Raw genomic sequence first — 22,692 nt, forward strand, 5'->3', positions numbered from 1 at the left:
ACTGTATTATTTCTTTTTATTTTGCGCTTTCATGGCTTCTTGTTGTGCCATAGCTTCTTGTAATTTTTGCTGAAACTTACTTGGTTTCTTAGGCTCTTTCTTTTTGTTTTCCTGAATTTGAGCATGAATCTTATCACTATCAATAATATAGTTTTTGATAACTAACATAATTCCGATGGTAATAGTATTCGAAACAAAATAATACAAACTCAATCCTGAGGCATAACTATTAAAGAACAACAACATCATTAATGGCGAAATATACACCATAATTTGCATCATCTTAGCCATATCAGGCATTCCTTCCTGTTGTGGTGTTGCCATTTGCTGGTCTCCGGTTGTCATTTTCATATAAAAGAAAATTGCAATCGAAGCTAAAATTGGGAATAAACTAATATGATCGCCATAAGCAGGAATATGGAAAGGCAATTTGTAAACTGAATCAAATGAAGACAAATCGTCTGCCCAGAAAAATCCTTTTTGCCTTAGCTCAATAGCGGCCGGGAAAAACTGGAATAAGGCATAAAAAACAGGCATCTGCAGCAAACCGGGAACACAACCAGCCATCGGGTTTACCCCTGCTTTGTTGTATAATTTCATAGTTTCTTGCTGTTTTTTCATAGGCTCTTCCTTGAATTTCTCAGCAATTTCAGTGATTTCAGGACGCAATACTTTCATTTTTGCCTGAGACAGGAACGACTTGTATGTAACAGGGGACATGATTAATTTTACTAAAATAGTAAACAATACAATTGCCCAACCTTGTGAAATAAACATACTCAACAAACCATACATTGGGATAAAAGCATGACGGTTAATCCAACCGAAAATCCCCCAACCCAGTGCTACAATATCTTCAAGATTTCTATCGTAAGATTTTAATAATTTATAATCTGTAGGACCATAATACCAATTCATTTTTTGGTCAATCTCTCCATTTTTAAAAGCCAATGGCATTACTGCCTTGAATTGTTTTGTAAACGTAGTATCCACCTTATCATCATTTACTAAATTGTTAGAATACAATTCAGCTGTTTTAAATGGCGTTGACGACAACAGAATAGAAGAAAAGAAATGTTGTTTGTAAGCTACATAAGAAACACTCTCAGCTGTTTCTGTTTTATCATTTCCCTGACCTAAATAATCGCTTTTACCTTCTTCATATTCAAAATAAACTTCAGAATAACGGTTTTCATAAGAAATACTTTTTTCGTTAGTATAGGTCTTAAGGTTCCATTCTAACTGCAATGGTTTTTCTGTTTTCAAAACGTTATTCAATCCTTGGGTTTGAATATCAAAATCCAACATATAATCAGTTGCTTTTAATACATATTTATATTCCAAATAGGCATTATCAGCTGCTTTTAAACGCATTGTCAAAATTTGGTCTTCACCATTTTTTGTCAAAGTTGGTTCAAAATAAAGATCTTTAGTATTTAAAGTATGATTGTCTTTCGTTAATAACTGAAGATTAAACTGTGCATTATTATCTTTAATTAATTGCACTAATTTACCTGAACCTTTTTTAAATCGTTCAAAGTTTTTTAAAGTTGCCTCAGCAATATAACCACCTTTATTAGCAATTTTAAGCTTTACTAATTTGTTTTCGATAGTAGTATAATCATCCTTAGCAGAAGCTAAAGTGGCCGAATAAGCAAAACTCCCTAAAGATTTTTGTAATTGTGCCAATTTCAAAGTATCATTAGCTACAGCCGGAGCTACGTTTAATTTTGCAGCATTTTGCACTTTAGCATCTTCTTTAACGACCAATTCTTTTTTGGCTTTTTCCGCAGCTAGTTCGGCTTCAGTAGGCTTATTTTGATACATTATCCAAAGCAAAATACCAAAAATCAATACAAAACCGATTAACGAATTAGGGTCAAACTTTTTTTCTTCCATTATTACGCGACTTATTTTTATTGGCTTTTTGAGCCTAATTTATTTGATTCTATAACTAGAAAACACTACTGTTTTTTTCTTGCTTTTACGGCAGCAGCCACAAAATTCACGAAAAGAGGGTGCGGATTTGCTACTGTACTCTTATATTCCGGATGGTATTGCACCCCGATAAAGAACGGATGATTTTCAATTTCAACAATTTCTACTAATCCGGTATCCGGATTTACACCTGAAGCTTTCAATCCTGCTTTTTCTAACTCAACCACATAAGCACTGTTGTACTCATAACGGTGACGGTGACGCTCGTGAATAGTTGTTTGACCGTAAATTTTATAAGCTAAAGTATATGGTTTTATTTCACATTTCCAGGCTCCAAGACGCATTGTACCTCCTTTGTCGGTTACATTTTTTTGCTCTTCCATTAAATTCACAACCGGATTTGGAGTATCTGAATTCATTTCTGTCGAATTAGCATCTGCTAATCCTAATACATTTCGGGAATATTCGATTACCGACATTTGCATTCCAAGACAGATTCCGAAGAAAGGCATTTTGCTTTCACGTGCATAACGCACCGCAGCTATTTTACCTTCAATTCCTCTTTCACCAAATCCCGGTGCAACTAAAATAGCATCAATATCTTTTAATTTATCAGCAATATTTTCGTCATCAATATATTCTGAATGAATAGAAACTACATTCACTTTAGTTTCATTAGCAGCACCTGCATGGATAAACGCTTCTAAAATAGACTTGTAACAGTCTTGCATTTCAACATATTTCCCAATCAAACCAATATTCACGGTATGTTTTGGGCTTTTTAATCTTTTTAAGAAAGTATTCCAGTTTTTCAAATCCGGTGCGGCTTTCTTAGGTAAGTCTAATTTTTTCAAAGCCACAATATCCAATCCTTCTTCAAGCATTAAATTTGGCACTTCGTATATTGTAGAAGCATCGATAGACTGAATAACTGCTTCTTTTTTCACATTACAAAACAAAGCTAGTTTACTGCGTATTTCCTGAGAAAGTTCATGCTCAGTTCTACAAACAAGAATATCGGCCTTAATTCCGCTTTCCATCAAAGTTTTCACTGAATGCTGAGTTGGTTTTGTTTTCAACTCACCCGCTGCAGCTAAGTAAGGAACTAAAGTTAAATGAATAACAATTGCATTATTTTCACCCAAATCCCAAACTAATTGACGAACAGATTCAATATAAGGCAAAGATTCAATATCACCTACAGTACCACCAATTTCAGTAATAACAATATCATAATCACCGGATTGCCCCAGCAATTGCATTCTGTCCTTAATTTCGTTAGTGATATGAGGAACAACCTGAACTGTTTTCCCTAGAAACTCCCCTCTTCTTTCTTTTTCAATAACCGAAAGATAAATTCTACCAGTCGTTACGTTATTAGCCTGAGAAGTCGGAACATTTAGAAAACGCTCGTAGTGACCTAAATCTAAATCGGTTTCAGCTCCATCATCGGTTACATAACATTCCCCATGTTCATAAGGATTCAATGTTCCTGGGTCAACATTTAAGTAGGGATCAAATTTTTGAATAGTTGTTCTGTACCCTCTTGCCTGTAATAATTTTGCTAATGATGCTGCTATAATTCCTTTTCCCAAAGAAGAAGTAACCCCTCCAGTAACAAAAATATATTTTGTTTGATTCATGCTGTTCTAGTTTGTATTGTAGTTGTGTAAAAAACGTGGCAAAAATACGATTATAAATTTAGATTATGCTAATTTGGAAATGAGATAATTTCTAAAATTGAGATTTGTTAATACAAAAATAAAAACCTCATTAAATTTAGAATTCAATGAGGTTTTGGGTATCTTTTTTTAATATTTCGTATCAATTCTTCTAAACCATTCAACTTTAGTTCGTAAATCAGTTGTAGCTGCTCCCCTAATTCTCCTTTTGGAAAGCCTTTATTGTGATACCAAACCACATAATACTCAGGCAAATCAATAAGAAACCTGCCTTCGTATTTCCCAAAAGGCATTTTAGTATGCGCTAATTTTATCAGTTTTTGTTGATTTGCATCCATTAAAAAAAACAAATTAATTAGCCACTTTTTCAGTCAAATCGGCATCATAATACATGATATAAACTCCTTTGTTAATATAGCCTGCATTGTCTTTCTTATAATACTCAAATTTATTTTCAAATTGCTCTGTTGCAACCGCACTTACCGTTTCCTCAAAAGGTTTATTTTGCATCAAACGCATCATGGTATCAAAAGTAACATCAAAACCTCTTACAGCATAATCACTTGGCGCAATCGAATTGATTTTTCTGAATTTATTCTCGAAAACAACTCCTTCAGGCGAATTATTATCTCTGGTTACCGAAGGATACATCAATTTTAATTTCACCAAATTGGAGAAACTAATTTCATCAGTATCCAAAGTTTCATTTGGCTCCAAAATAACCAACTGAACCTGATAATCAGCCATTGCACTCAACATTGAAGCAATAGTTGCTTTAATCATCATAGTATTAGCTGTTTCCATAACCACATAATTCATCCTACCCGCAACTAACATTCCCCTCAAAGTTTCGGCAGCAACACTTCCTCTCTCAGTCAAAGGAACTAATCGCACATCAGGCTGATTCAATTTAAGATACTGTATTACAGATTCTTTCTTTCTATCCACAACCGCAACAATATTTCCTTTTTTGGATCGCATGTAATCAAACATAGCAGTCTTCAAAACATCATTTACAGGAACCGATTGATACAAATTGGCTATCGAATTCCCAGCATCTTTTGACAATGGAGAAATCACAGGTACATTATTACCCCCTAACAAACGGGCGGTAGTTTCAGCATTATTTTGATAAAAAGGACCAACAACAGCATCGGCAGTTTGCAAATTATTAGCTTTAACAACCGTAGCAATATCTGAACCATATTTTTTTTCTTCCGAATCTATAATTTGTACATCTATAGGCAATCCCAAAGTTTTAGCCGAATCTATCGCCATTAAGGCTCCCGCATAAAAATCGAGAGTCATATTCAAAAACTTATCCTTCTTTAGCTGCTCAACCACTGAGTTTACTGAATCTCCCTCTACTCTGACTACATTAAACGGCAAAAGCATAACCATCTTTTTACGCACTCCGTTAATTTTAGGAGTTAAATCAGCATATACTTTATTTTCCTGAACGGCGGAAGAAGCAGAACCAGCTGGCACTTTTAAAAGCATTCCTATTTCAACACCATTTTTAAGTTCAGGATTTAAAACCAATAATTCTTCCTGACTCATATCGAACATTTTAGACAAACTATACAAGGTTTCTTTTGGTTTCACTTCATAAGTCACATATTTCTTAACCGGTGCCGCAACAACCTCTTGCCTAACCGGTTCTTTTTGAGACAAAACAACAGCATTCTTAGCTGGATTTCCTTTGATTAACAAATGAGAACCAATAGTCAAATTAGCTACGATTTCAGGATTTTTCTTTTCTAATTCGGCAATAGTAATACCGTATTTCTTAGCAATTGAAAATTTAGTTTCTTTAGGAAGCACATCATGATACAAAGGTTTCTCCTGAAGCACCACCTTAGGTTTAGTAGCATTTTTAGATGGGATTACTAAAACCTGATCTATTTGCAAACCCTCTGTTTCTAAAAAAGGATTCGCTTTTTTCAAATCAGCATCCGAAACATTATATTTTTTTTCGATTCCAAACAAAGTTTCTTTAGGCAACACTTTATGCGTTATTTCTGCCGGAGTAGCTACCTTTTTCAAAGCTGCTTTAGCAGGAATCAAAAGCATCATTTTAGGACTTAATTTTCTTTGAGCATCAGGGTTTAATTTATAAATATCATAAGGAGTCACTTGATACTTCTTAGCAATGTCATTTATCGTTTCTCCGCTTTCTACTTTATGCGTTATCGTTCCTTGCGAAATAACAAGATTGGTAAACATTAAAACAGGAATCCAAATTGCAAAAAAATACTTCATTCGATTATTTTATTAAAAAAAATTATTAAACTAAAGATAAAAAAACGGTACCAAATTTTATTCCAAAATCTGATACCGTTTTTATAATAACTAAGAAACGTCAACTAAGAAGTTTCTATTATTCCCACTCAATTGTTGCTGGTGGTTTTGAACTAATATCATAAACAACACGATTCACCCCTTTTACCTTGTTGATAATATCATTAGATACTTTCATCAGGAAATCATAAGGCAAGTGAACCCAGTCAGCAGTCATACCATCGGTAGATTCTACAGCACGTAGCGCAACAACTTTTTCGTAAGTACGCTCGTCACCCATAACCCCAACACTATTTACAGGAAGCAAAATTGCTCCAGCCTGCCAAACTTTATCATACAATCCCCAAGATTTCAATCCGTCGATAAAAACTTTATCTACATCTTGTAAAATTTGTACTTTTTCTAAAGTAATATCTCCTAAAATACGGATAGACAATCCAGGTCCCGGAAAAGGATGTCTTCCTAATAATTCAGGATCAATTCCTAAAGATGCTCCCACTCTACGTACCTCATCTTTAAAAAGCATACGCAAAGGTTCTACAATTTTTAATTTCATATAATCCGGCAAACCTCCCACATTATGGTGCGATTTAATTGTTGCCGATGGTCCTTTTACAGAAACCGATTCGATAACATCAGGATATATTGTACCTTGGGCTAACCAGGTAACATCTTCAATTTTATGTGACTCATCGTCAAACACTTCGATAAAAGCATTTCCGATGGCTTTTCTTTTCAATTCCGGATCAGTAACTCCAGCCAGGGCATCATAAAAACGTTGAGAAGCATCTACTCCTTTAACGTTTAATCCCATTCCTTGGTATTGATCTAAAACACTTTGAAACTCATTCTTACGAAGCAAACCATTATTAACAAAAATACAATACAGGTTTTTTCCGATTGCTTTGTTCAACAAAACCGCTGCCACAGTTGAATCTACACCTCCTGAAAGTCCAAGAACAACTTTGTCGTTTCCGATTTTTTCTTTCATTTCAGCCACGATTTCTTCAACGAAAGCATTTGGCGTAAAATTTTGAGGAACATGAGCAATTTTCACTAAAAAATTCTCTAACATTTGTTTCCCGTCAGTAGAATGATACACTTCCGGGTGGTATTGAATAGCATAAGTGGTCTCACCTTCAATCTTATAAGCTGCAAATTCCACATCATGTGTGCTTGCTAACTTCACACCATTAGTCGGTAAAGCCTTAATACTATCACTATGACTCATCCAAACCTGACTGTTTAGAGAAACTCCTTCAAAGAAAACTTCATCTTCTTTAATATAAGACAAGTTTGCTCTACCGTATTCTCTAGTGTTTGAAGCAGCAACTTCACCTCCGCTAAAATGAGACAAATATTGCGCACCGTAACACACGGCAAGCATTGGCAATTTCCCTCTGATTTCAGACAAATCAGGATGTGGTGCATCTTCTGCACGAACAGAAAATGGACTTCCTCCCAAAATTACAGCTTTGTAACTTGACAAATCTGAAGGGATATTATTGTATGGAAAAATTTCGCAGAATATATTTAATTCGCGAACTCTACGCGCAATCAGCTGAGTGTATTGCGAACCGAAATCTAAAATAAGTACGTTGTGTTGCATGGGCGCAAAATTACTTTTTAAATTTGGATTGCAAAAGTGGATTTTTGAAATTTTTTATTTTTTTTCTGTTCTATTTTCACTCTTTTAATTTCATAAAAAACAACATACTCAATGCATAAGGTTTTTATTCTTTAATAATCTTAAACTTTGATTTCACTCCTTTATCAATATTATCCCAAAAATCAGTAGCCAATAATTTACCGTCTTTATCGTATATCCGAAATTCACCAGTATTACCACCGTATTGACCTCTATTAAGAGCTTCAACCTCTAAATAACTCAATCCTTCATTCAAATTAATCCTAATATCATCGTATGAATAACCTAACCTTAAGTTATTAACCAAAATTGTATGCTGATAATCATAAATTAAATCCGCTTGAATTAAATCACCATCAACATTCCCACAATCTCTAACCCTAAGAATTAAAAAATCAGATTTAGTTCGGATTACTCCAAAATCAACATCCGTTTTTCTAATATAGGAATCATCCTCTTTCAATCCATTCGCAATCAAAGATTTACTCACGCTCTCATTGAGTTTATCCCTAATTCTATCTCCGGGATTTACAAAATCATTGGTTTGTTCCATCGAAAAAGACTTCGCTTCTCCTATTTGATATTTAGAAGCTGACGGCAAAACCGCATCCGGTTTTTTGAATATATTAGGTGCTTTGATAACCGCTGCCTCGGCTGTGGATGGAGTGACTTTCTTAGGAGCCGGAGCAGTATTTAATGGCGCATTTATTTTAAACTTAGTAGTCCCAAAATCATTTTGAGCGTAACTACTAACAGTAAAACAAACCATTACAAACAATAAAAACTGCTTCCTATTCATATTATTTTGCTTTTTAAAACTCTTAAGCATCAACAAATATACCAAGCTTTCATTTTACAAAACAAAATCAACATTGAACATTAAAGAAATTTTAACCAAAGCATTCGTTTTTATTCCTTTTCAATCACAATTGTAGCCTTAAAACCTTGCGCAATATTCCATTGATTAGCTGTAATCAGATTTCCTTTATCATCAAAAATTTTAAATTCGGCGGTATTTGGTGCTGCATATCCTTCATTGATAGCCTCAAAATCAATTCGATTAACTCCTTTTTGTAATGCAATATCAAATCCTTGCGCCTCTCCATTCAAAAGTACTTCCGGCTCAACGATAACATAATTCAAATACACACGCACCTTGTCTCCATCAACATAAGCCGCATCACGATAACTTACTTTAGCAGTTCCCGAAGCCGTTTTAACCACTCCAAAATCCTGATCTCTCTTAGCTAATTTTTCAGGATCTTTTTCTTCCCCTTTAGGAACTTCATATTTATTTTCCCCTATATCTGTTATCACATAATTTTTTATTGCATTATAATCAGCCTTAGATACTTTTACATCTTTCTCCTTAACTTCTTTAACCTTCACTTCCTTCTTTTTTGCCGGAGCAGCTTTAACCTTAAACTCAGCCCCAAATTCTTCCTGGGAATAAGCTGTTGAAAGCATCCCAAACATCAAACCCAAAATAAAAACCTGACCTTTAAAACTAAAATATTGACTCATCATTTTATGTATTTAATTTAAAAACTGTATTCAAAAAAACTATTTTTATTAGTCTATTCCTAATAGATAACAAGAAAGTTTTTAATTTATTATGTACAAAGCTAATCAAAAACAACCTAAACCTGTTTGTCTTTATCAAAATGAGTGTTTTTTATTTTACTATTTTTTATAAATTGCACAAAATATTCTAAACTTTAACCGGAGGTGTATTCCTCTATAAACTAATTAAATACATCAAAATGAAAAGAGAAAACATCTTAACGGGATCGCCATGGGAAGACAAAATGGGATATTGCCGTGCAGTTCGCATCGGAAACATCATCGAAGTTTCGGGAACTGTTGCAATTGTCGATGGCGACAAAGTAAAAGCTGATGACGCTCATGCACAAACCTTAAATATTTTAGAAAGAGTTGAAAAAGTATTAGAAGATTTAAACGCAAGTATGAAAGATGTTATCCGTACCCGTATTTTTACTACTGACGTAAGTACTTTTGAAGCAGTTGCTACAGCTCACGCTACTTTTTTCAAAGACATCAAACCTACAACTGGTTTTTACGGAATTAACCAATTAGTAGCTCCTGAATACTTAGTTGAAATTGAATTAACTGCTGTATTAACTGAATAATTAGATTTCCAAAATTACTCTTCGAGCGCAATAAAAGCAATTAGAAAACTAAAACTGCTTTTGTTGCGCTCGAATGCTAATACTACAACAAAGCCCAATGAACTTAAAAAAGACAATACTACTTTCACTCAAATGGATTTTAATCTGTGCTTTGATAGGTTTTTTTTCCGGTTCGGCTTCTGCTTTTTTTTTAATTGCCCTGGAATGGGTATCGCAGCTTAGAATACAAAACAGCTGGTTTATCTGGTTATTACCCATCGGTGGACTTTTAATTGGTTTACTTTATCATTATCATGGCAAAGACGTAGTTAAAGGAAACAATCTTTTATTAGAAGAATACGAAACTCCTACAAAAGTGATTCCGCTAAAAATGGCTCCTTTTGTACTTATAGGAACACTTATCACCCATCTTTTTGGAGGTTCGGCAGGTCGTGAAGGAACAGCGGTACAAATGGGAGGTGCAATTGCCGACCAGTTTAGCCGTATATTCCTTCTCGATGCAACCGACCGAAAAACACTTATTATTTTAGGAATCAGTGCCGGTTTTGCATCTGTTTTTGGAACTCCGCTTGCAGGTGCTATTTTTGCTCTGGAAGTGGTTTATTTTTGTAAAATCAGTGTAAAAAGTAGTATCCTCTCTTTTGTCGTTGCTTATTTTGCTAATTACACCGTAGAACTTTGGGCTGTTCATCACACACATTACAGCATCCCAATAATTCCCGAAATGAATCCGGAAAACTTACTTTGGATAATTCCATCCAGCATTTTATTTGGTTTTGCTGCCATGCTTTTCTCCAGAAGCACACATTTTTGGGGTGCTCTATTCTCAAAAAACATTGCCTATCCACCGTTGCGCCCTTTTGTATGCGGAATCATCTTAGCATTAGCTTTTTATACTTTTAATGTATCACAGTTTATGGGATTAGGTGTTCCTTCCATTGTAGAAGCCTTCTCAAAACCGAATGAATATCAAGATTTTTTACTCAAAATTTTATTTACAGGATTTACTTTGGGAGCAGGATTTAAAGGTGGAGAAGTAACTCCATTATTTTTTGTAGGTGCGACTCTGGGAAGTGCTTTATCTATTTTTATTCCGTTGCCAATAGCACTTTTGGCAGGAATGGGATTTGTTGCTGTATTTTCGGGTGCTACTCACACACCTATTGCCTGTACTATTATGGGAATCGAACTTTTTGGTATTGAAGCTACTGTTTTCATTGGAATCTCTTGCTTTATTGCCTATCTGGCTTCGGGTTCAGTAGGCATTTATCATGCACAAACTGTAAAAGGAGTAAAAATCCGTTTGTATGAAAGATTTAAAAGACGCAAACTTGATGATTTATAAATTGTAAAAAGAAGTTAATTCTGAAATGTTTTCATAGTTTACACTAAAAAAATGTAAATTCGCAAACTATGAAAATACAAGACATACAAGCGATACAATCCTTACTGGCAACACCTAAAAAAGTTGCTATCATTCCGCATAGAAATCCTGACGGAGACGCTATGGGCTCAACCTTAGCCTTATATCATTTTTTAAGCAAAAACAATCACGAAGCTACGGTTATATCTCCAAACGAATTTCCTGATTTCTTAGCCTGGCTTCCCGGCTCTGAAATGGTTCGTGTTTTTGAAACAGACAAAGAAAATTGCACTCAAATATTAAAAGAAGCTAATCTAGTTTTCACCCTCGATTTCAATGCCTTTCATCGTGTAGGCGAAATGGAAAAAGTACTCGAAGTACTCGACACCACTTACATTATGATTGATCATCATCAAAAACCGGATGATTATGCTGCTTACACTTATTCAGACACTTCTTTTGGTTCTACCTGCGAAATGGTATATAACTTCATTTCTTTTTTAGGTCAAAAAGAACAAATTGACACAATAATAGGAACCTGTATTTATACAGGTATTTTAACCGATTCCGGTTCTTTTAAATTCCCTAATACTACTGGAAACACCCATAGAATTGTTGCCGAATTAATTGATTTAGGAGTAGAAAACACTAAAATCCCTAACCTGCTTTTTGACAATAGTTCCTACAGCCGATTACAGTTATTAGGTAGAGCTTTACAAAATTTAAAAATATTACCTGAACATAAAACTTCATACATCACACTAAGTCAGGACGAATTAAACAGTTTTAACTATGTAAAAGGAGATACCGAAGGAATTGTAAATTATGGATTAAGCATCAAAGGAATACAGTTTACGGCTATTTTTATCGAAAACAAAGACGAAAAAATCATTAAGATTTCTTTTCGTTCTCAAGGTAGTTTTGATGTAAATGAGTTTGCCCGAGAACACTTTAACGGAGGCGGACACCGCAATGCCGCCGGTGGAAAATCAGAACTTTCGATGGAAGAAACCATAGCAAAATTTGAAAAAATAGTCAATAATCTAACGCTGTAAATACTATGAAGGCTATCCAATTTATGATTTTAAGTTCCTTTTTATGCTTAGGTTTTACTGCCTGCAAGGAACCGCAGGGAGCCCGACGTCCTGTTTCGAGAGCTTCGGGAGTTTTCATGAAAAAATCAATTGAAAGAAATAAAAAGCTGATTGCTTCGGAAGAAGACCAAATCAAAGCTTTGATGAAAAAAAATCCGAAGATTAGCTACATTGCTTCTTCTAAAGGTTATTGGTATTCTTATGAAATTAAAAACGAAATTGATTCTTTGACACCAAAAAAAGGCGACGTTGCTTTTTTTAACTATGAATTAAAAGACCTAAATGGAGCAGTTATCTATTCGGAAGTGGAGCTTAGACCTCAGGTATATCGAGTGGACAAACAGGACATCATGATGGGATTGAGGGACGGAATTAAATTGATGCGTAAAAACGAAAAAATAAATTTTTATTTTCCTTCTCATATTGCTTATGGTTATCACGGAGACAATAAAAAAATTGGTGTAAACCAACCTTTAATTTGTACTGTAACCTTAAACGATTTCAAATCGGAGGCGGTTTACAAAAAAGAATTAGAACAAAACATCACCAATAATTTGGCTAAAACCGATAGTATAAAAAAGGCTAAAAAAGTAGTTTTAAAAACAAAACCAATAAGCAAAGACACCTTGGAAGAATAATTCTAAGATCCGTAAACTGCAAAAACAATAAATAAAATCATGAAAAAAAGCATTCTATTTGTGCTACTTCTTATCAGTTGTTTTTATTCTTGTAAAAATGAAAGCGATTATTTCGCAGATGGTTTGTATGCTAAAATTGAAACCAATAAAGGCATCATTTATTTAGAACTGGATTATAAAAAAGCTCCTATTACAGTAGCCAATTTTGTTACGCTGGCTGAGGGAAAAAATAATTTTGTAACTGTAGATTACGCTAAAGGACGTCCTTTTTATGATGGCATGAAGTTTTACCGTGTCATCAAAGGATTTGTAATTCAAACCGGAGATCCCGAAGGAACAGGAACAGGTAATTCCGGCTATAAATTTAAAGACGAATTTAACGATTATTTTTTTGACAAAGAAGGTATTTTGGCTATGGCCAATAACGGCCCTAACACAAACAGCAGCCAATTTTTTATCACTCGTAACCCTACTCCCTGGCTCAACGGGAAGCACACTATTTTTGGTCATGTGATGGGCAATGGTATGGAGGTGGTCAATGATATTAATCAGGACGATGTTGTTAAATCAATCATTATTATTAGAAAAGGAGAAGCTGCTAAAAAATTCAATGCGGTAAAAATATTTGATGATTATTTTGTTATTGAATCTAAAAACCAAAAAGTACAAAAGGATATTGAAACCCAAAACGAGAAAAAGTATTACGAAAAATACGGGGAAATAATTACAGCTAAAACCAACTATTTTGAAGCTTTAAAAGAAAAAGCGACCAAAACCGTTTCGGGACTAAAATACATCATTACTCAAAAAGGAAGTGATACAAAACCGGTAAAAGGAACTACTGTTAACGTAAATTATGCTGTGTTTTCAGAATATGGAGAGCTTTTTGATACCACAATCGAAAGTGTAGCAAAAGATTTTGGAAAATTGAATTCGCAACGTGCTGCTCAAAACGCTTACCAGCCAATTCTTTTTCAGGCAGGAAAAAGAGATGGTATCATTCCCGGATTTACTGAAGGCATCGATAAAATGTCTTATGGAGACAAAGCCGTTTTATTTATTCCCTCGCATTTAGCCTATGGTGCCGGTGGTGCAGGTAGTGCAATTCCGCCGCACACCAATCTTATTTTTGAAATTGAATTAATTAAACCTCAATAATTTTTAAATACAACTATTAGAAAAACACAACCCCATGAAATTTAGAATATTATTTTTAGCATTCTTTGCTTTACTTACAGTTCAGGCACAGGAAACTTCTAAAAAAGCAGTTAAAAAAACAGCTGCTGTAAAAGAAGAAGGTATTTTTGCAACCATTAATACTACTAAAGGAGCCATTGTTTTACAATTAGAATTCGAAAAAACACCCGTTACCGTTGCCAATTTCATTAGCCTTGCACAAGGTAAAAACGAATTTGTAACCGACAGTAAACTGAAAGGCAAACCTTTTTTTGATGGTTTGAAATTTCACAGAGTAATTAGTGATTTCATGATTCAGGGGGGGGATCCACAAGGAACCGGTGCCGGAGGAACAGGTTATTCTTTTAAAGACGAATTTATCCCTGAGTTAAAATTTGACAAAGGAGGAATTCTAGCTATGGCCAATTCAGGTCCAAAAACCAATGGAAGTCAATTTTTTATCACTCACAAAGACACACCCTGGTTAAACGGGAAACACACTATTTTTGGACACGTTGTAGAAGGAATGGACGTGGTTAATAAAATTGCTCAGGACGATATAATCAAAAACATTATTATTATCCAAAAAGGAGCTTTGGCAAAAAAATTCAAAGCCGAAAAAGTATTTGCTAATTATTACAACAACAAAGCTGAAGAAGAAAGAAAAGAGGCAGAAGCCAAAGCAGCTGCCGAGAAAATTCAAAAAGAAAAAATAGCGGCTTTGATTACTGAAAAAGTAAACAACTTCAACAGTCAAAAAGCAACTGCAACAACTACTCCATCAGGATTAATGTATAAAATAACGCAAAAAGGATCAGGTGCAAAACCGGCTGCGGGAACCACTGTCTATTTTCATTACTCAGGATTTTTTGAAGACGGAAACTTATTTGACAGCAGCATAACAGAAGTAGCTAAAATCTACGACAAATACAACGAAATGCGATTCATGCAAGGAGGCTACAATCCTTTTCCTTTTGAAATAGGTAAAAAAGACGGTATGATTCCAGGTTTTATCGAAGCCATCAACTTACTCTCTTTTGGAGATAAAATGACTGCTTTTATTCCGGCTAAATTAGCTTATGGTGAAAGCGGTGCGGGCGGAGTAATTCCTCCAAATGCAACTTTAATTTTCGAATTGGAAATTTTTGACAAACAAGTCGAAACAAAATAAAAACAACAATTAGAAATCCGATTACAATTAAAGTAGTCGGATTTTTTTTAATCACCTTTGCAAATAAAAACACAATTTTTCTTACCTAAATAAAGTTATTTTCATATATTTGAAAAAATATTCTGAGTTTTTCAAAAAACCGCTATTAACCCTTGTTTTGGAACAATCTTGAAGAACTGCTGAAATAATAATTTTATAAGCTTATGTTTTATCAAGTAAATGAAATAATAGACATTAACCTGCAATTGCTATTTTCATCAAAAAACCAATCTTTGAAATTTTCAGAGTTCAAAGACAATAATGGAAAAAAATTAGGAAAAATAATGGAACTTTTCCATCTCATGGAAAAAGAAAACCTAATCACCATAGAAAACAATAAATGTTACATAACCGAATTTGGAAAAAATATTATTGAAAACGGTGGTTGGTTTGAACATTTGAAAAAAAAGGAAGAAACCGAAAAAAAGAGAACGGAAGAACTAAAAAAAAATCAGCATCTGCATAAAAAGACCAAAAAGAAAAAATCAGTTTTAATTGGCAAAAGCTCTTTCTTTTTCATTACTAATCATTTTAAAAATATTCTTAAAAAAAGAAAAACATGAGTATTCAAGATTTTTTTTCTCAAGAATGCGAGAAGCTATTCTTAATTCATAAAAAAAGTTTGATTGAAAAAACCTCATTTAATGAGAAGAAAAACAACTTAAATCCCGAAGATTATCCAAAATTTGATCGGGAGTTCAAACGCTTTCAAAGACAGCTAAGTTTGAATTTAACAAAACTGACAAAGAAAAATAAAAATACTAACGTAGAAGAAATTTTAGAGCCCATAGCTAATAAATATGCCAAATCTTTTTTAAACCTAGTCGATTTATCCAAAATTGAACTGGAAAAAAATCAGCATTAAAATTAGCAAAAAAAGCTATTTTCAACATACAAAAAACCCTTTCAATCCCAGAGGATGAAAGGGTTTTATTTTATATAATTATCTGTTTCTTATACCAATCACTAGGCAAACGAACGAGTTTTATTTTTGCCACGAATTACACAAATTGGTACAAATATTACTGATTTTTAAAATAAATTACACCAATTTGTGTTATTTCGTGGAATTCGTGGCTGTTTTTTTTTATTTAGTCCGCTTAGCGGACAGTTAAATTATTTTATATACTAAAAATTATTTCTTCCCAAACTTCCAGTCAAATTCATCTTTACTGTTGATAATGGCTCCTACCTCAACTTTTACCACTTCTTCAAACTCAGTTTGCAGTAACAACCAGTTTTCTTCATTAAAATAATTCTCAAAAGTATCAAATTCTTCCTGAGTGAATTTGGTAATGCTTTTTTGAGCTAAATCTTTCTTTACGTCTTTGACATTTCTACCAATTAATTTATTGCCAAATAATTCCAAATCGGCACTGGAAGCAACTACGTAACCAAACTTAAAATCTTCATCTTTATAAAAAGTCAAACGCATTTTGAATTTATTATACACAAAAATAACGTTATCATCTTCGTCTTTGTAATTTCTGTCCGGAGTTCCATAAACGGCAGTTACATCTTTTTGTTTCATACCGAAAATGAGTTTATCAATCCCGTTTTTAAGGTTTATTTTCATCATCTATAATTTTAGCGCAAAGTTCGCAAACTTTTTCACATCTCAGGCATTTTATCGGTTATAATCTTAAGGTTTTACTAAAAGCAAACAGCATAAGATAAATTTTCAGTAAATTTAATACATAGTGTTTTTTTTAATAAAAACAGTCTTTTAATTTTCAAAAAGCAAAAACAACCACCCAATCTAAAAAATTAGTTTTCGAAAAAAGTCATTCTCATGAACCTACCTTTCAAAGATAAAAAGTTTGTTTTTCTACTGCTATCTGTTAGTATTGTCATTGTTTTGGAAATATTATCGCTTTTAGGAATTCATTTACCTATGCCTTATGCGCCGTTTATTTTCTGTACTTTTATCATCGCCATTGGCTACAAAGTGATCCTCAACGGACTACAATCTCTTATAAAACTCAACTTTAGCAGCATTAATTTATTAATGACCATTGCTGTTATTGCCGCCTTATATTTAGGCGAATATCCAGAAGCTGCCGTTGTAATTGTACTTTATGTTTTAGGCGAACGTCTGGAAGACATTGGGCTGGAAAATTCTAAATCAGCATTAGACGAATTAATAAAAAGTGTCCCAAAAACAGCTTTTGTAAAAAAAGCCAATAAAGAAATCCCTATTGAGCAAATTGAAATAGGAACTGTTATCCAAATCAAAGCAGGAACTATTATTCCACTGGATGGCAAAATCACTTTTGGCGAAAGCCTGATTGACGAATCGGCTATTACAGGAGAACCGATTGCTAAAGAAAAACAAGTGGGTGATACTGTTTTTGCAGGCACACTCAACACCAATGGTTTTATTGAAATAAAAACCTCAAAACTTTCGACAGATACAACTTTTGCAAAAATTATCCAACTTACTTTTGAAGCGGGAGCTGCTAAAAGTGAAACCCAAAAATTCATTCAACGCTTTTCAAAACTTTACACCCCTATCATTATTGGATTGGCTCTCTTGATTTTTGTTGTTCCTGTTTTTTTACTTCATCAGGATTTCAACCATTGGTTAAAACAAGCCATTACTTTACTCGTAATTGCCTGTCCCTGTGCTTTAGTTATTTCGACTCCGGTTGCTATTTATGCCGCTATAGGAAACGCTTCCGCAAAAGGTGCTCTGATAAAAGGAGGGAAATACATAGAGGCTCTGGCCGAAATCAAAGCGATTGCCGTAGATAAAACCCGAACCATTACTTATGGAACTCCAGTAGTTTCGGATGTTTTTCCCCTAATAGGAACCAGCCGAAAAGAATTGCTCTCTTGTGTTTCGGGTGCTGAACTATTCTCAGAACATCCACTGGCGCAAGCCATAATTACAGCAACCAGAGCAGAGGGCTTTGAACCACATACCGCCAAAGATTTCAAAAGTATTATTGGAAAAGGTGCAACGGCAAAATGCGAAGTTTGTCAAACTGATAGTGTACTGGTGGGCAAACTGGAATTTATTAGAGAATACCATGAAATATCTACCGAAGTGGAAGCAATCGAAGCACAATTAGCCACCGAAGGAAAAACGAGTGTGGTAATCAGTTTTGGGAAAGGTGTTGTGGGAATTATTGGTCTTACAGACAAAATTAAACCAGACAGTGCCGCAGCTATACAAGAATTACAGGAACAAAATATCGATGTAATTATGCTTACCGGCGACAGCGAAAAAGCAGCACATTTTGTTGCAAGACAAGTAGGCATTACAAAAGTATTTGGCGATTTACTCCCTGAAGAAAAAGCCGAAGAAATAAAAGCATTATTACAACAATATGACAAAGTTGCCATGGTAGGTGACGGAATTAACGACGCTCCTGCTCTGGCCATAAGCACTGTGGGAATTGCAATGGGAACAGCGGGAAGTGATACCGCCATAGAAACGGCAAATATTGCCTTGATGAACGATCAACTTTCATTAATTCCTTTTTTGATTCGGTTGAGCAAAAAAACCATGAAACAAATCAAAATGAATACACTTGGAGCTATTATAACTAAGTTTATTTTTGTTCTACTGGCTGTCTTTGGACTCAGCAATCTGGCCTTAGCCATTGCTGCCGATGTAGGCGTGACATTAATTGTTATTTTATTTAGCCTGAATCTAATGCGTTTTGAAAAATCAAAAGTTTAAAAGCACTTTTTATTGTTTATTTACTAACTTAACTGTTGCATAAACATTTTTGTCTCCAACCAAAAACCAGAAAACCATGAATATCTCTTTCGAAAAAAAAATATTTATAGGATTTATAATCAATGTAATAGTGGTAATTGCAGCAGCATGGATTTTTTTAGCCCGAATCAATCCCGAACGCAATGCAATGACTGACAGCACGCTGGACGCAATAGAAATTGCTTTATTTATACTTTCTGTTATTTTATTGATTGTAGTGTATTTTATTATTAGAAATCAATTAAAAGCCAAAGAAGCAGCTCAAAAACTACTCGAAGAAAACAAACAATTGCTACAATCCATTATTGATAATACATCCAATCCTATTGCTATAAAAAAATTAAATGGAGAATATCTATTAGTAAATAAAAATTTTGGCGAATTATTTGGCATAGCCAACGATAAAATTATAGGCAAAACCGATCATGATTTTCTCCCAAAAGAAATCGCTGAAACCTATCGAAATTCGGATTTGGAAGTAGCTAAGAAATTAGTCGAACTAAAATCCGAAGAAACCATTGAGCAAAAAGACGGAGTGCATACTTATATTGCGGTTAAATTCCCTTTGTATGACGATACGGGAAGAATTTACGCCATCGGAGGCATTTCTACTGATATTACCGAAAGAAAAAAACTGGAGGATTCCCTAAAAGCCACCGATGCTTTCTTTAATATGTCTTTCGATATTTTTACGGTTGCCAGAAACGATCATTTTATCAAAATTAATACTGCCTTTACCAATACTTTAGGCTACACACAAAAAGATATGGACGAAATAAAATTCATGGATCTTACCCATCCTGAAGATCGACCAACTTCAGATGAAGTATTAGCTCAAATATTAAAAGGCAACACCGTTGTGAGTTTTAAAAACAGAGTACGCCATAAAGACGGCACGTACCGATGGCTGGACTGGAATAGCAGTATTGATTTAAAAGAAGGAATCATCTATTCAGCAGCCAGAGATATTACCGAAAAAATAACACTTGAATTTGAACAGCAAAAAGCTGTTGAAGAACTCTATGAAAACGAAGAAAAATTACGCGTAATTGTAGAAAACATTGGTGAAGGTGTGATTGTGGCCAATGCCGATAAAAAAGTAGTACTGGCCAATTATATGGCCAACGATATTTTTGGAATTGAAGAAGATGATAAAATTTCAACGGATTTAACAACCCATTTTGAACTCTATTTCCCTGATGAAAAAACCATATTTCCCGCTCAAAATTTACCTATGGAACGTGCTTTTAACGGAGAAATAACCGATGATGTGGATTTAGTACTTTGGAATCCTGTTGCGCGTGAAAAAAGAAGAGTTTTAATAAGCGGACGTCCTTTAGTGGATCAGGACAACAATATTGTTGCCGCCGTTATTACCATTAAAGACATTAGCCAATACAAAAAAATGGAAGAAGAACTCGAAGAAACCGAAACCAAATACCGCAAACTTATTGGTTTCAAAAATGAAGCTAAAGATGACAAAGACAAAAATAAACCTTTATAACTGTATAAAAAAAGCGTTAAGTTTAAACCTTAACGCTTTTGTATTTTATTCTTCCTCATACATTTCGTCGTAACGGGCAGGAATTTGCGGATCATAAAGCGGACATTTGAATTCTTCCATGATATCTACTAATTTATCCATGGTTTTTCCAGATGTTCCATAACAATCTATTTCAACTGTTTGAGATGTAGTTTTTACCTGAAAAGCTCCTACTCCATCCTTATTTTTCCAACTGTTCTCATCTACTCTTTCCCAATTAGAAAATACCGAAGCAATTCGGTTGATAATAACCGCAACAGGAAGTTCTTCTAAACCCTCGATAGTTTCTTGCTCATCGATAGCTTCATAAACCTCTTGATGGTTTAAATAAACCCCTTCTAAATAATTCCAAAAAAGTAATTCGTACATCTTTTGTTTTTTAGCCCCGATAGTAGCGACATCCTTTATCTTTTTTCTTTAAAAAGATAAAGATATAGCGGATAGCGGGATTAGCTTCTAGCCTATATTAATATTCGAAAGTACCGTATTCGCTGGAAATAGTCAATTTCTTAGTATCAGCAGCTTCAACGCGACCTACAATTTGCGCATTAACATTGAACGATTTTGAAATCGCAATAATATCCTGTGCAACGGCTTCAGGAACATAAATTTCCATACGATGTCCACAGTTGAAAACCTGATACATTTCTTTCCAATCCGTTTTTGATTGTTCCTGAATTAACTTGAACAATGGAGGAACTGGTAATAAATTGTCTTTTATAATATGTAAATTATCTACAAAATGTAAAATCTTAGTTTGCGCTCCACCACTACAGTGAACCATTCCGTGAATTTCATTCGAAGAATATTGGTCTAAAATTTTCTTGATAATGGGTGCATAAGTACGTGTTGGCGAAAGCACTAATTGTCCGGCATCGATTGGTGAATTTTCTACTGCATCAGTCAATTGTACCTGACCTGAGTAAATTAATTCTTCAGGAACAGCAGCATCGTAACTTTCAGGATATTTTGTTGCCAAATATTTCCCGAAAACATCATGACGGGCCGATGTCAAGCCGTTACTTCCCATTCCGCCATTATAGCTTTTTTCATAAGAAGCCTGACCGAAAGATTCCAATCCAACGATTACATCACCTGCCTGGATATTAGCATTGTCAATTACCTTAGAACGTTTCATGCGAGCCGTAACGGTAGAATCCACAATAATTGTACGAACGATATCACCCACATCGGCAGTTTCTCCACCAGTAGAATGAATACTAACTCCAAAAGAAGCCAACTCTTGAATTAATTCTTCAGTTCCGTTGATAATTGCCGAAATTACTTCGGCTGGAATTAGATTTTTATTTCTTCCAATTGTTGAAGAAAGTAAAATATTATCCGTTGCTCCTACACATAATAAATCGTCAATATTCATGATTAACGCATCCTGAGCAATGCCTTTCCAAACCGAAATATCCCCTGTTTCTTTCCAATACATGTAAGCCAATGAGGATTTAGTTCCCGCTCCATCGGCATGCATGATAAGACAATAATCATCGTCTTGGGTTAGATAATCAGGGACAATTTTACAAAATGCCTGAGGAAATAATCCTTTATCTATATTTTTTATAGCATTGTGTACATCTTCTTTGGATGCCGAAACACCACGTTGCGCATATCTTTTTGAAGTATCTGAACTCATGAATTGTAATTGTGTAAGCTGCAATGGAGCAACTTGGTTTTGCGGCAAAGATAATTATTTTTTTGGGTTTATCCCGTCCCATTCTTCTAAGCGTTTTCTAAAATCTGCAATCATCAATCAAAATCCCATTTTATTTCACTAAATTTAATATAGAATACTAATAACCAATTCAATAACAATAAAAAAGCAGATTTAAAAACACAATACAAGGTGGAAACCAGCGACCACGATAAAAAACGGGGCAATTCCGAAAAGCCAAAAGAGTAGGAAACTAAATTTTTACAAGATGCCAAAATATGTAATTGAAAGAGACTTACCAGATGCAGGCAAACTTAACGCAGAACAGCTAAAAGGTATTTCAAAAACTTCCTGCGAGGTATTAAACAAAATGGGACCTGATATTCAATGGGTAAACAGTTTTGTAACAACAGACAAAATCTATTGTGTTTATATTGCTCAGAATGAAGAAATGATTCGCGAGCATGCCAAACTAGGCGGATTTCCAGTAAATTCAGTAAGCAAAGTATCCACAATTATTGACCCAACGACTTCTGAATGAATCACATCACCAATGAAA

Annotated in this window: 21 protein-coding genes; 11 read left to right on the top strand and 10 right to left on the bottom strand. The window is 34.4% G+C overall.

Annotated features, from left to right (window positions below):
* Positions 1-6: 6 nt before the first annotated feature.
* From yidC to BIW12_RS02805, 7 genes are all read right to left on the bottom strand, one after another.
* Positions 7-1,899 (bottom strand): membrane protein insertase YidC, encoded by a 1,893-nt coding sequence (gene yidC / locus BIW12_RS02775; protein WP_071183710.1) that lies wholly within the window; start codon positions 1,897-1,899, stop codon positions 7-9.
* A 65-nt stretch (positions 1,900-1,964) separates the two neighbouring features.
* Entirely contained in the window at positions 1,965-3,581 is a 1,617-nt protein-coding gene (locus BIW12_RS02780; protein WP_071183711.1) for a CTP synthase, read from the bottom strand.
* A gap of 143 nt (positions 3,582-3,724) precedes the next feature.
* Positions 3,725-3,958 (bottom strand): DUF3820 family protein, encoded by a 234-nt coding sequence (locus BIW12_RS02785; protein ID WP_071183712.1) that lies wholly within the window; start codon positions 3,956-3,958, stop codon positions 3,725-3,727.
* 13 nt (positions 3,959-3,971) lie between these two features.
* Positions 3,972-5,882: a LysM peptidoglycan-binding domain-containing protein gene (locus tag BIW12_RS02790; protein ID WP_071183713.1), complete on the bottom strand. Its 1,911-nt coding sequence runs from the start codon at positions 5,880-5,882 to the stop codon at positions 3,972-3,974.
* 118 nt (positions 5,883-6,000) lie between these two features.
* Complete coding sequence (guaA, locus tag BIW12_RS02795; RefSeq protein ID WP_071183714.1) at positions 6,001-7,530, bottom strand: glutamine-hydrolyzing GMP synthase; 1,530 nt, start codon at positions 7,528-7,530, stop codon at positions 6,001-6,003.
* 124 nt (positions 7,531-7,654) lie between these two features.
* Positions 7,655-8,368, bottom strand: coding sequence for a hypothetical protein (locus BIW12_RS02800; protein WP_157499463.1), 714 nt, complete (start codon positions 8,366-8,368; stop codon positions 7,655-7,657).
* Positions 8,369-8,478: 110 nt separating this feature from the next.
* Positions 8,479-9,096 (bottom strand): hypothetical protein, encoded by a 618-nt coding sequence (locus BIW12_RS02805; RefSeq protein WP_071183715.1) that lies wholly within the window; start codon positions 9,094-9,096, stop codon positions 8,479-8,481.
* 236 nt (positions 9,097-9,332) lie between these two features.
* Here BIW12_RS02805 and BIW12_RS02810 point away from each other — a divergent pair, with 236 nt between their 5' ends.
* From BIW12_RS02810 to BIW12_RS02845, 8 genes are all read left to right on the top strand, one after another.
* Positions 9,333-9,719, top strand: coding sequence for a RidA family protein (locus BIW12_RS02810; RefSeq protein WP_071183716.1), 387 nt, complete (start codon positions 9,333-9,335; stop codon positions 9,717-9,719).
* Positions 9,720-9,816: 97 nt separating this feature from the next.
* The gene (locus BIW12_RS02815; protein WP_071183717.1) at positions 9,817-11,064 is read left to right on the top strand and encodes a voltage-gated chloride channel family protein; all 1,248 of its coding nucleotides are present in this window, start codon (positions 9,817-9,819) and stop codon (positions 11,062-11,064) included.
* A 68-nt stretch (positions 11,065-11,132) separates the two neighbouring features.
* Positions 11,133-12,137 carry a DHH family phosphoesterase gene (locus BIW12_RS02820; protein WP_071183718.1) on the top strand — a complete coding sequence of 335 codons (1,005 nt, stop codon included), beginning with the start codon at positions 11,133-11,135 and terminating at the stop codon, positions 12,135-12,137.
* A 5-nt stretch (positions 12,138-12,142) separates the two neighbouring features.
* Positions 12,143-12,814 (top strand): gliding motility-associated peptidyl-prolyl isomerase GldI, encoded by a 672-nt coding sequence (gldI, locus tag BIW12_RS02825; RefSeq protein ID WP_071183719.1) that lies wholly within the window; start codon positions 12,143-12,145, stop codon positions 12,812-12,814.
* 39 nt (positions 12,815-12,853) lie between these two features.
* On the top strand, positions 12,854-13,972 hold the full coding sequence (locus BIW12_RS02830; RefSeq protein ID WP_071183720.1) for a peptidylprolyl isomerase: 1,119 nt from the start codon (positions 12,854-12,856) through the stop codon (positions 13,970-13,972).
* A gap of 34 nt (positions 13,973-14,006) precedes the next feature.
* Positions 14,007-15,161, top strand: coding sequence for a peptidylprolyl isomerase (locus tag BIW12_RS02835; RefSeq protein WP_071183721.1), 1,155 nt, complete (start codon positions 14,007-14,009; stop codon positions 15,159-15,161).
* Between the two features lie 272 nt (positions 15,162-15,433).
* Positions 15,434-15,763: a hypothetical protein gene (locus BIW12_RS02840; protein WP_140487531.1), complete on the top strand. Its 330-nt coding sequence runs from the start codon at positions 15,434-15,436 to the stop codon at positions 15,761-15,763.
* Positions 15,760-16,065 carry a hypothetical protein gene (locus tag BIW12_RS02845; protein ID WP_071183723.1) on the top strand — a complete coding sequence of 102 codons (306 nt, stop codon included), beginning with the start codon at positions 15,760-15,762 and terminating at the stop codon, positions 16,063-16,065. Before BIW12_RS02840 ends, BIW12_RS02845 begins: the two co-directional genes overlap by 4 nt.
* Before the next feature lie 270 nt (positions 16,066-16,335).
* On the opposite strand, the gene BIW12_RS02850 is transcribed toward BIW12_RS02845, so the two are convergent.
* Complete coding sequence (locus BIW12_RS02850) at positions 16,336-16,776, bottom strand: hypothetical protein (RefSeq protein ID WP_071186095.1); 441 nt, start codon at positions 16,774-16,776, stop codon at positions 16,336-16,338.
* 216 nt (positions 16,777-16,992) lie between these two features.
* On the opposite strand from BIW12_RS02850, the gene BIW12_RS02855 reads away from it, so the two are divergent.
* Both BIW12_RS02855 and BIW12_RS02860 read left to right on the top strand, forming a co-directional pair.
* The gene (locus BIW12_RS02855; protein ID WP_071183724.1) at positions 16,993-18,888 is read left to right on the top strand and encodes a heavy metal translocating P-type ATPase; all 1,896 of its coding nucleotides are present in this window, start codon (positions 16,993-16,995) and stop codon (positions 18,886-18,888) included.
* Between the two features lie 76 nt (positions 18,889-18,964).
* Positions 18,965-20,431 (top strand): PAS domain-containing protein, encoded by a 1,467-nt coding sequence (locus tag BIW12_RS02860; RefSeq protein ID WP_071183725.1) that lies wholly within the window; start codon positions 18,965-18,967, stop codon positions 20,429-20,431.
* Between the two features lie 45 nt (positions 20,432-20,476).
* Here the strand turns inward: BIW12_RS02860 and BIW12_RS02865 are convergent, their stop codons facing one another.
* Positions 20,477-20,839 (bottom strand): hypothetical protein, encoded by a 363-nt coding sequence (locus BIW12_RS02865; protein ID WP_071183726.1) that lies wholly within the window; start codon positions 20,837-20,839, stop codon positions 20,477-20,479.
* A gap of 97 nt (positions 20,840-20,936) precedes the next feature.
* Entirely contained in the window at positions 20,937-22,115 is a 1,179-nt protein-coding gene (locus tag BIW12_RS02870; protein WP_071183727.1) for an AIR synthase related protein, read from the bottom strand.
* 286 nt (positions 22,116-22,401) lie between these two features.
* Here BIW12_RS02870 and BIW12_RS02875 point away from each other — a divergent pair, with 286 nt between their 5' ends.
* Positions 22,402-22,674, top strand: coding sequence for a DUF4242 domain-containing protein (locus BIW12_RS02875; RefSeq protein ID WP_071183728.1), 273 nt, complete (start codon positions 22,402-22,404; stop codon positions 22,672-22,674).
* Positions 22,675-22,692: the final 18 nt, after the last annotated feature.

The sequence above is a fragment of the Flavobacterium commune genome (genome assembly GCF_001857965.1).
GTDB lineage: Bacteria > Bacteroidota > Bacteroidia > Flavobacteriales > Flavobacteriaceae > Flavobacterium > Flavobacterium commune.

Coding starts and splice junctions, on each gene's coding strand:
- yidC (WP_071183710.1), bottom strand. CDS start 1,899: ATGGAAGAAAAAAAGTTTGACCCTAATTCGTTAATCGGTTTTGTATTG.
- BIW12_RS02780 (WP_071183711.1), bottom strand. CDS start 3,581: ATGAATCAAACAAAATATATTTTTGTTACTGGAGGGGTTACTTCTTCT.
- BIW12_RS02785 (WP_071183712.1), bottom strand. CDS start 3,958: ATGGATGCAAATCAACAAAAACTGATAAAATTAGCGCATACTAAAATG.
- BIW12_RS02790 (WP_071183713.1), bottom strand. CDS start 5,882: ATGAAGTATTTTTTTGCAATTTGGATTCCTGTTTTAATGTTTACCAAT.
- guaA (WP_071183714.1), bottom strand. CDS start 7,530: ATGCAACACAACGTACTTATTTTAGATTTCGGTTCGCAATACACTCAG.
- BIW12_RS02800 (WP_157499463.1), bottom strand. CDS start 8,368: ATGAATAGGAAGCAGTTTTTATTGTTTGTAATGGTTTGTTTTACTGTT.
- BIW12_RS02805 (WP_071183715.1), bottom strand. CDS start 9,096: ATGATGAGTCAATATTTTAGTTTTAAAGGTCAGGTTTTTATTTTGGGT.
- BIW12_RS02810 (WP_071183716.1), top strand. CDS start 9,333: ATGAAAAGAGAAAACATCTTAACGGGATCGCCATGGGAAGACAAAATG.
- BIW12_RS02815 (WP_071183717.1), top strand. CDS start 9,817: ATGAACTTAAAAAAGACAATACTACTTTCACTCAAATGGATTTTAATC.
- BIW12_RS02820 (WP_071183718.1), top strand. CDS start 11,133: ATGAAAATACAAGACATACAAGCGATACAATCCTTACTGGCAACACCT.
- gldI (WP_071183719.1), top strand. CDS start 12,143: ATGAAGGCTATCCAATTTATGATTTTAAGTTCCTTTTTATGCTTAGGT.
- BIW12_RS02830 (WP_071183720.1), top strand. CDS start 12,854: ATGAAAAAAAGCATTCTATTTGTGCTACTTCTTATCAGTTGTTTTTAT.
- BIW12_RS02835 (WP_071183721.1), top strand. CDS start 14,007: ATGAAATTTAGAATATTATTTTTAGCATTCTTTGCTTTACTTACAGTT.
- BIW12_RS02845 (WP_071183723.1), top strand. CDS start 15,760: ATGAGTATTCAAGATTTTTTTTCTCAAGAATGCGAGAAGCTATTCTTA.
- BIW12_RS02850 (WP_071186095.1), bottom strand. CDS start 16,776: ATGAAAATAAACCTTAAAAACGGGATTGATAAACTCATTTTCGGTATG.
- BIW12_RS02855 (WP_071183724.1), top strand. CDS start 16,993: ATGAACCTACCTTTCAAAGATAAAAAGTTTGTTTTTCTACTGCTATCT.
- BIW12_RS02860 (WP_071183725.1), top strand. CDS start 18,965: ATGAATATCTCTTTCGAAAAAAAAATATTTATAGGATTTATAATCAAT.
- BIW12_RS02865 (WP_071183726.1), bottom strand. CDS start 20,839: ATGTACGAATTACTTTTTTGGAATTATTTAGAAGGGGTTTATTTAAAC.
- BIW12_RS02870 (WP_071183727.1), bottom strand. CDS start 22,115: ATGAGTTCAGATACTTCAAAAAGATATGCGCAACGTGGTGTTTCGGCA.
- BIW12_RS02875 (WP_071183728.1), top strand. CDS start 22,402: ATGCCAAAATATGTAATTGAAAGAGACTTACCAGATGCAGGCAAACTT.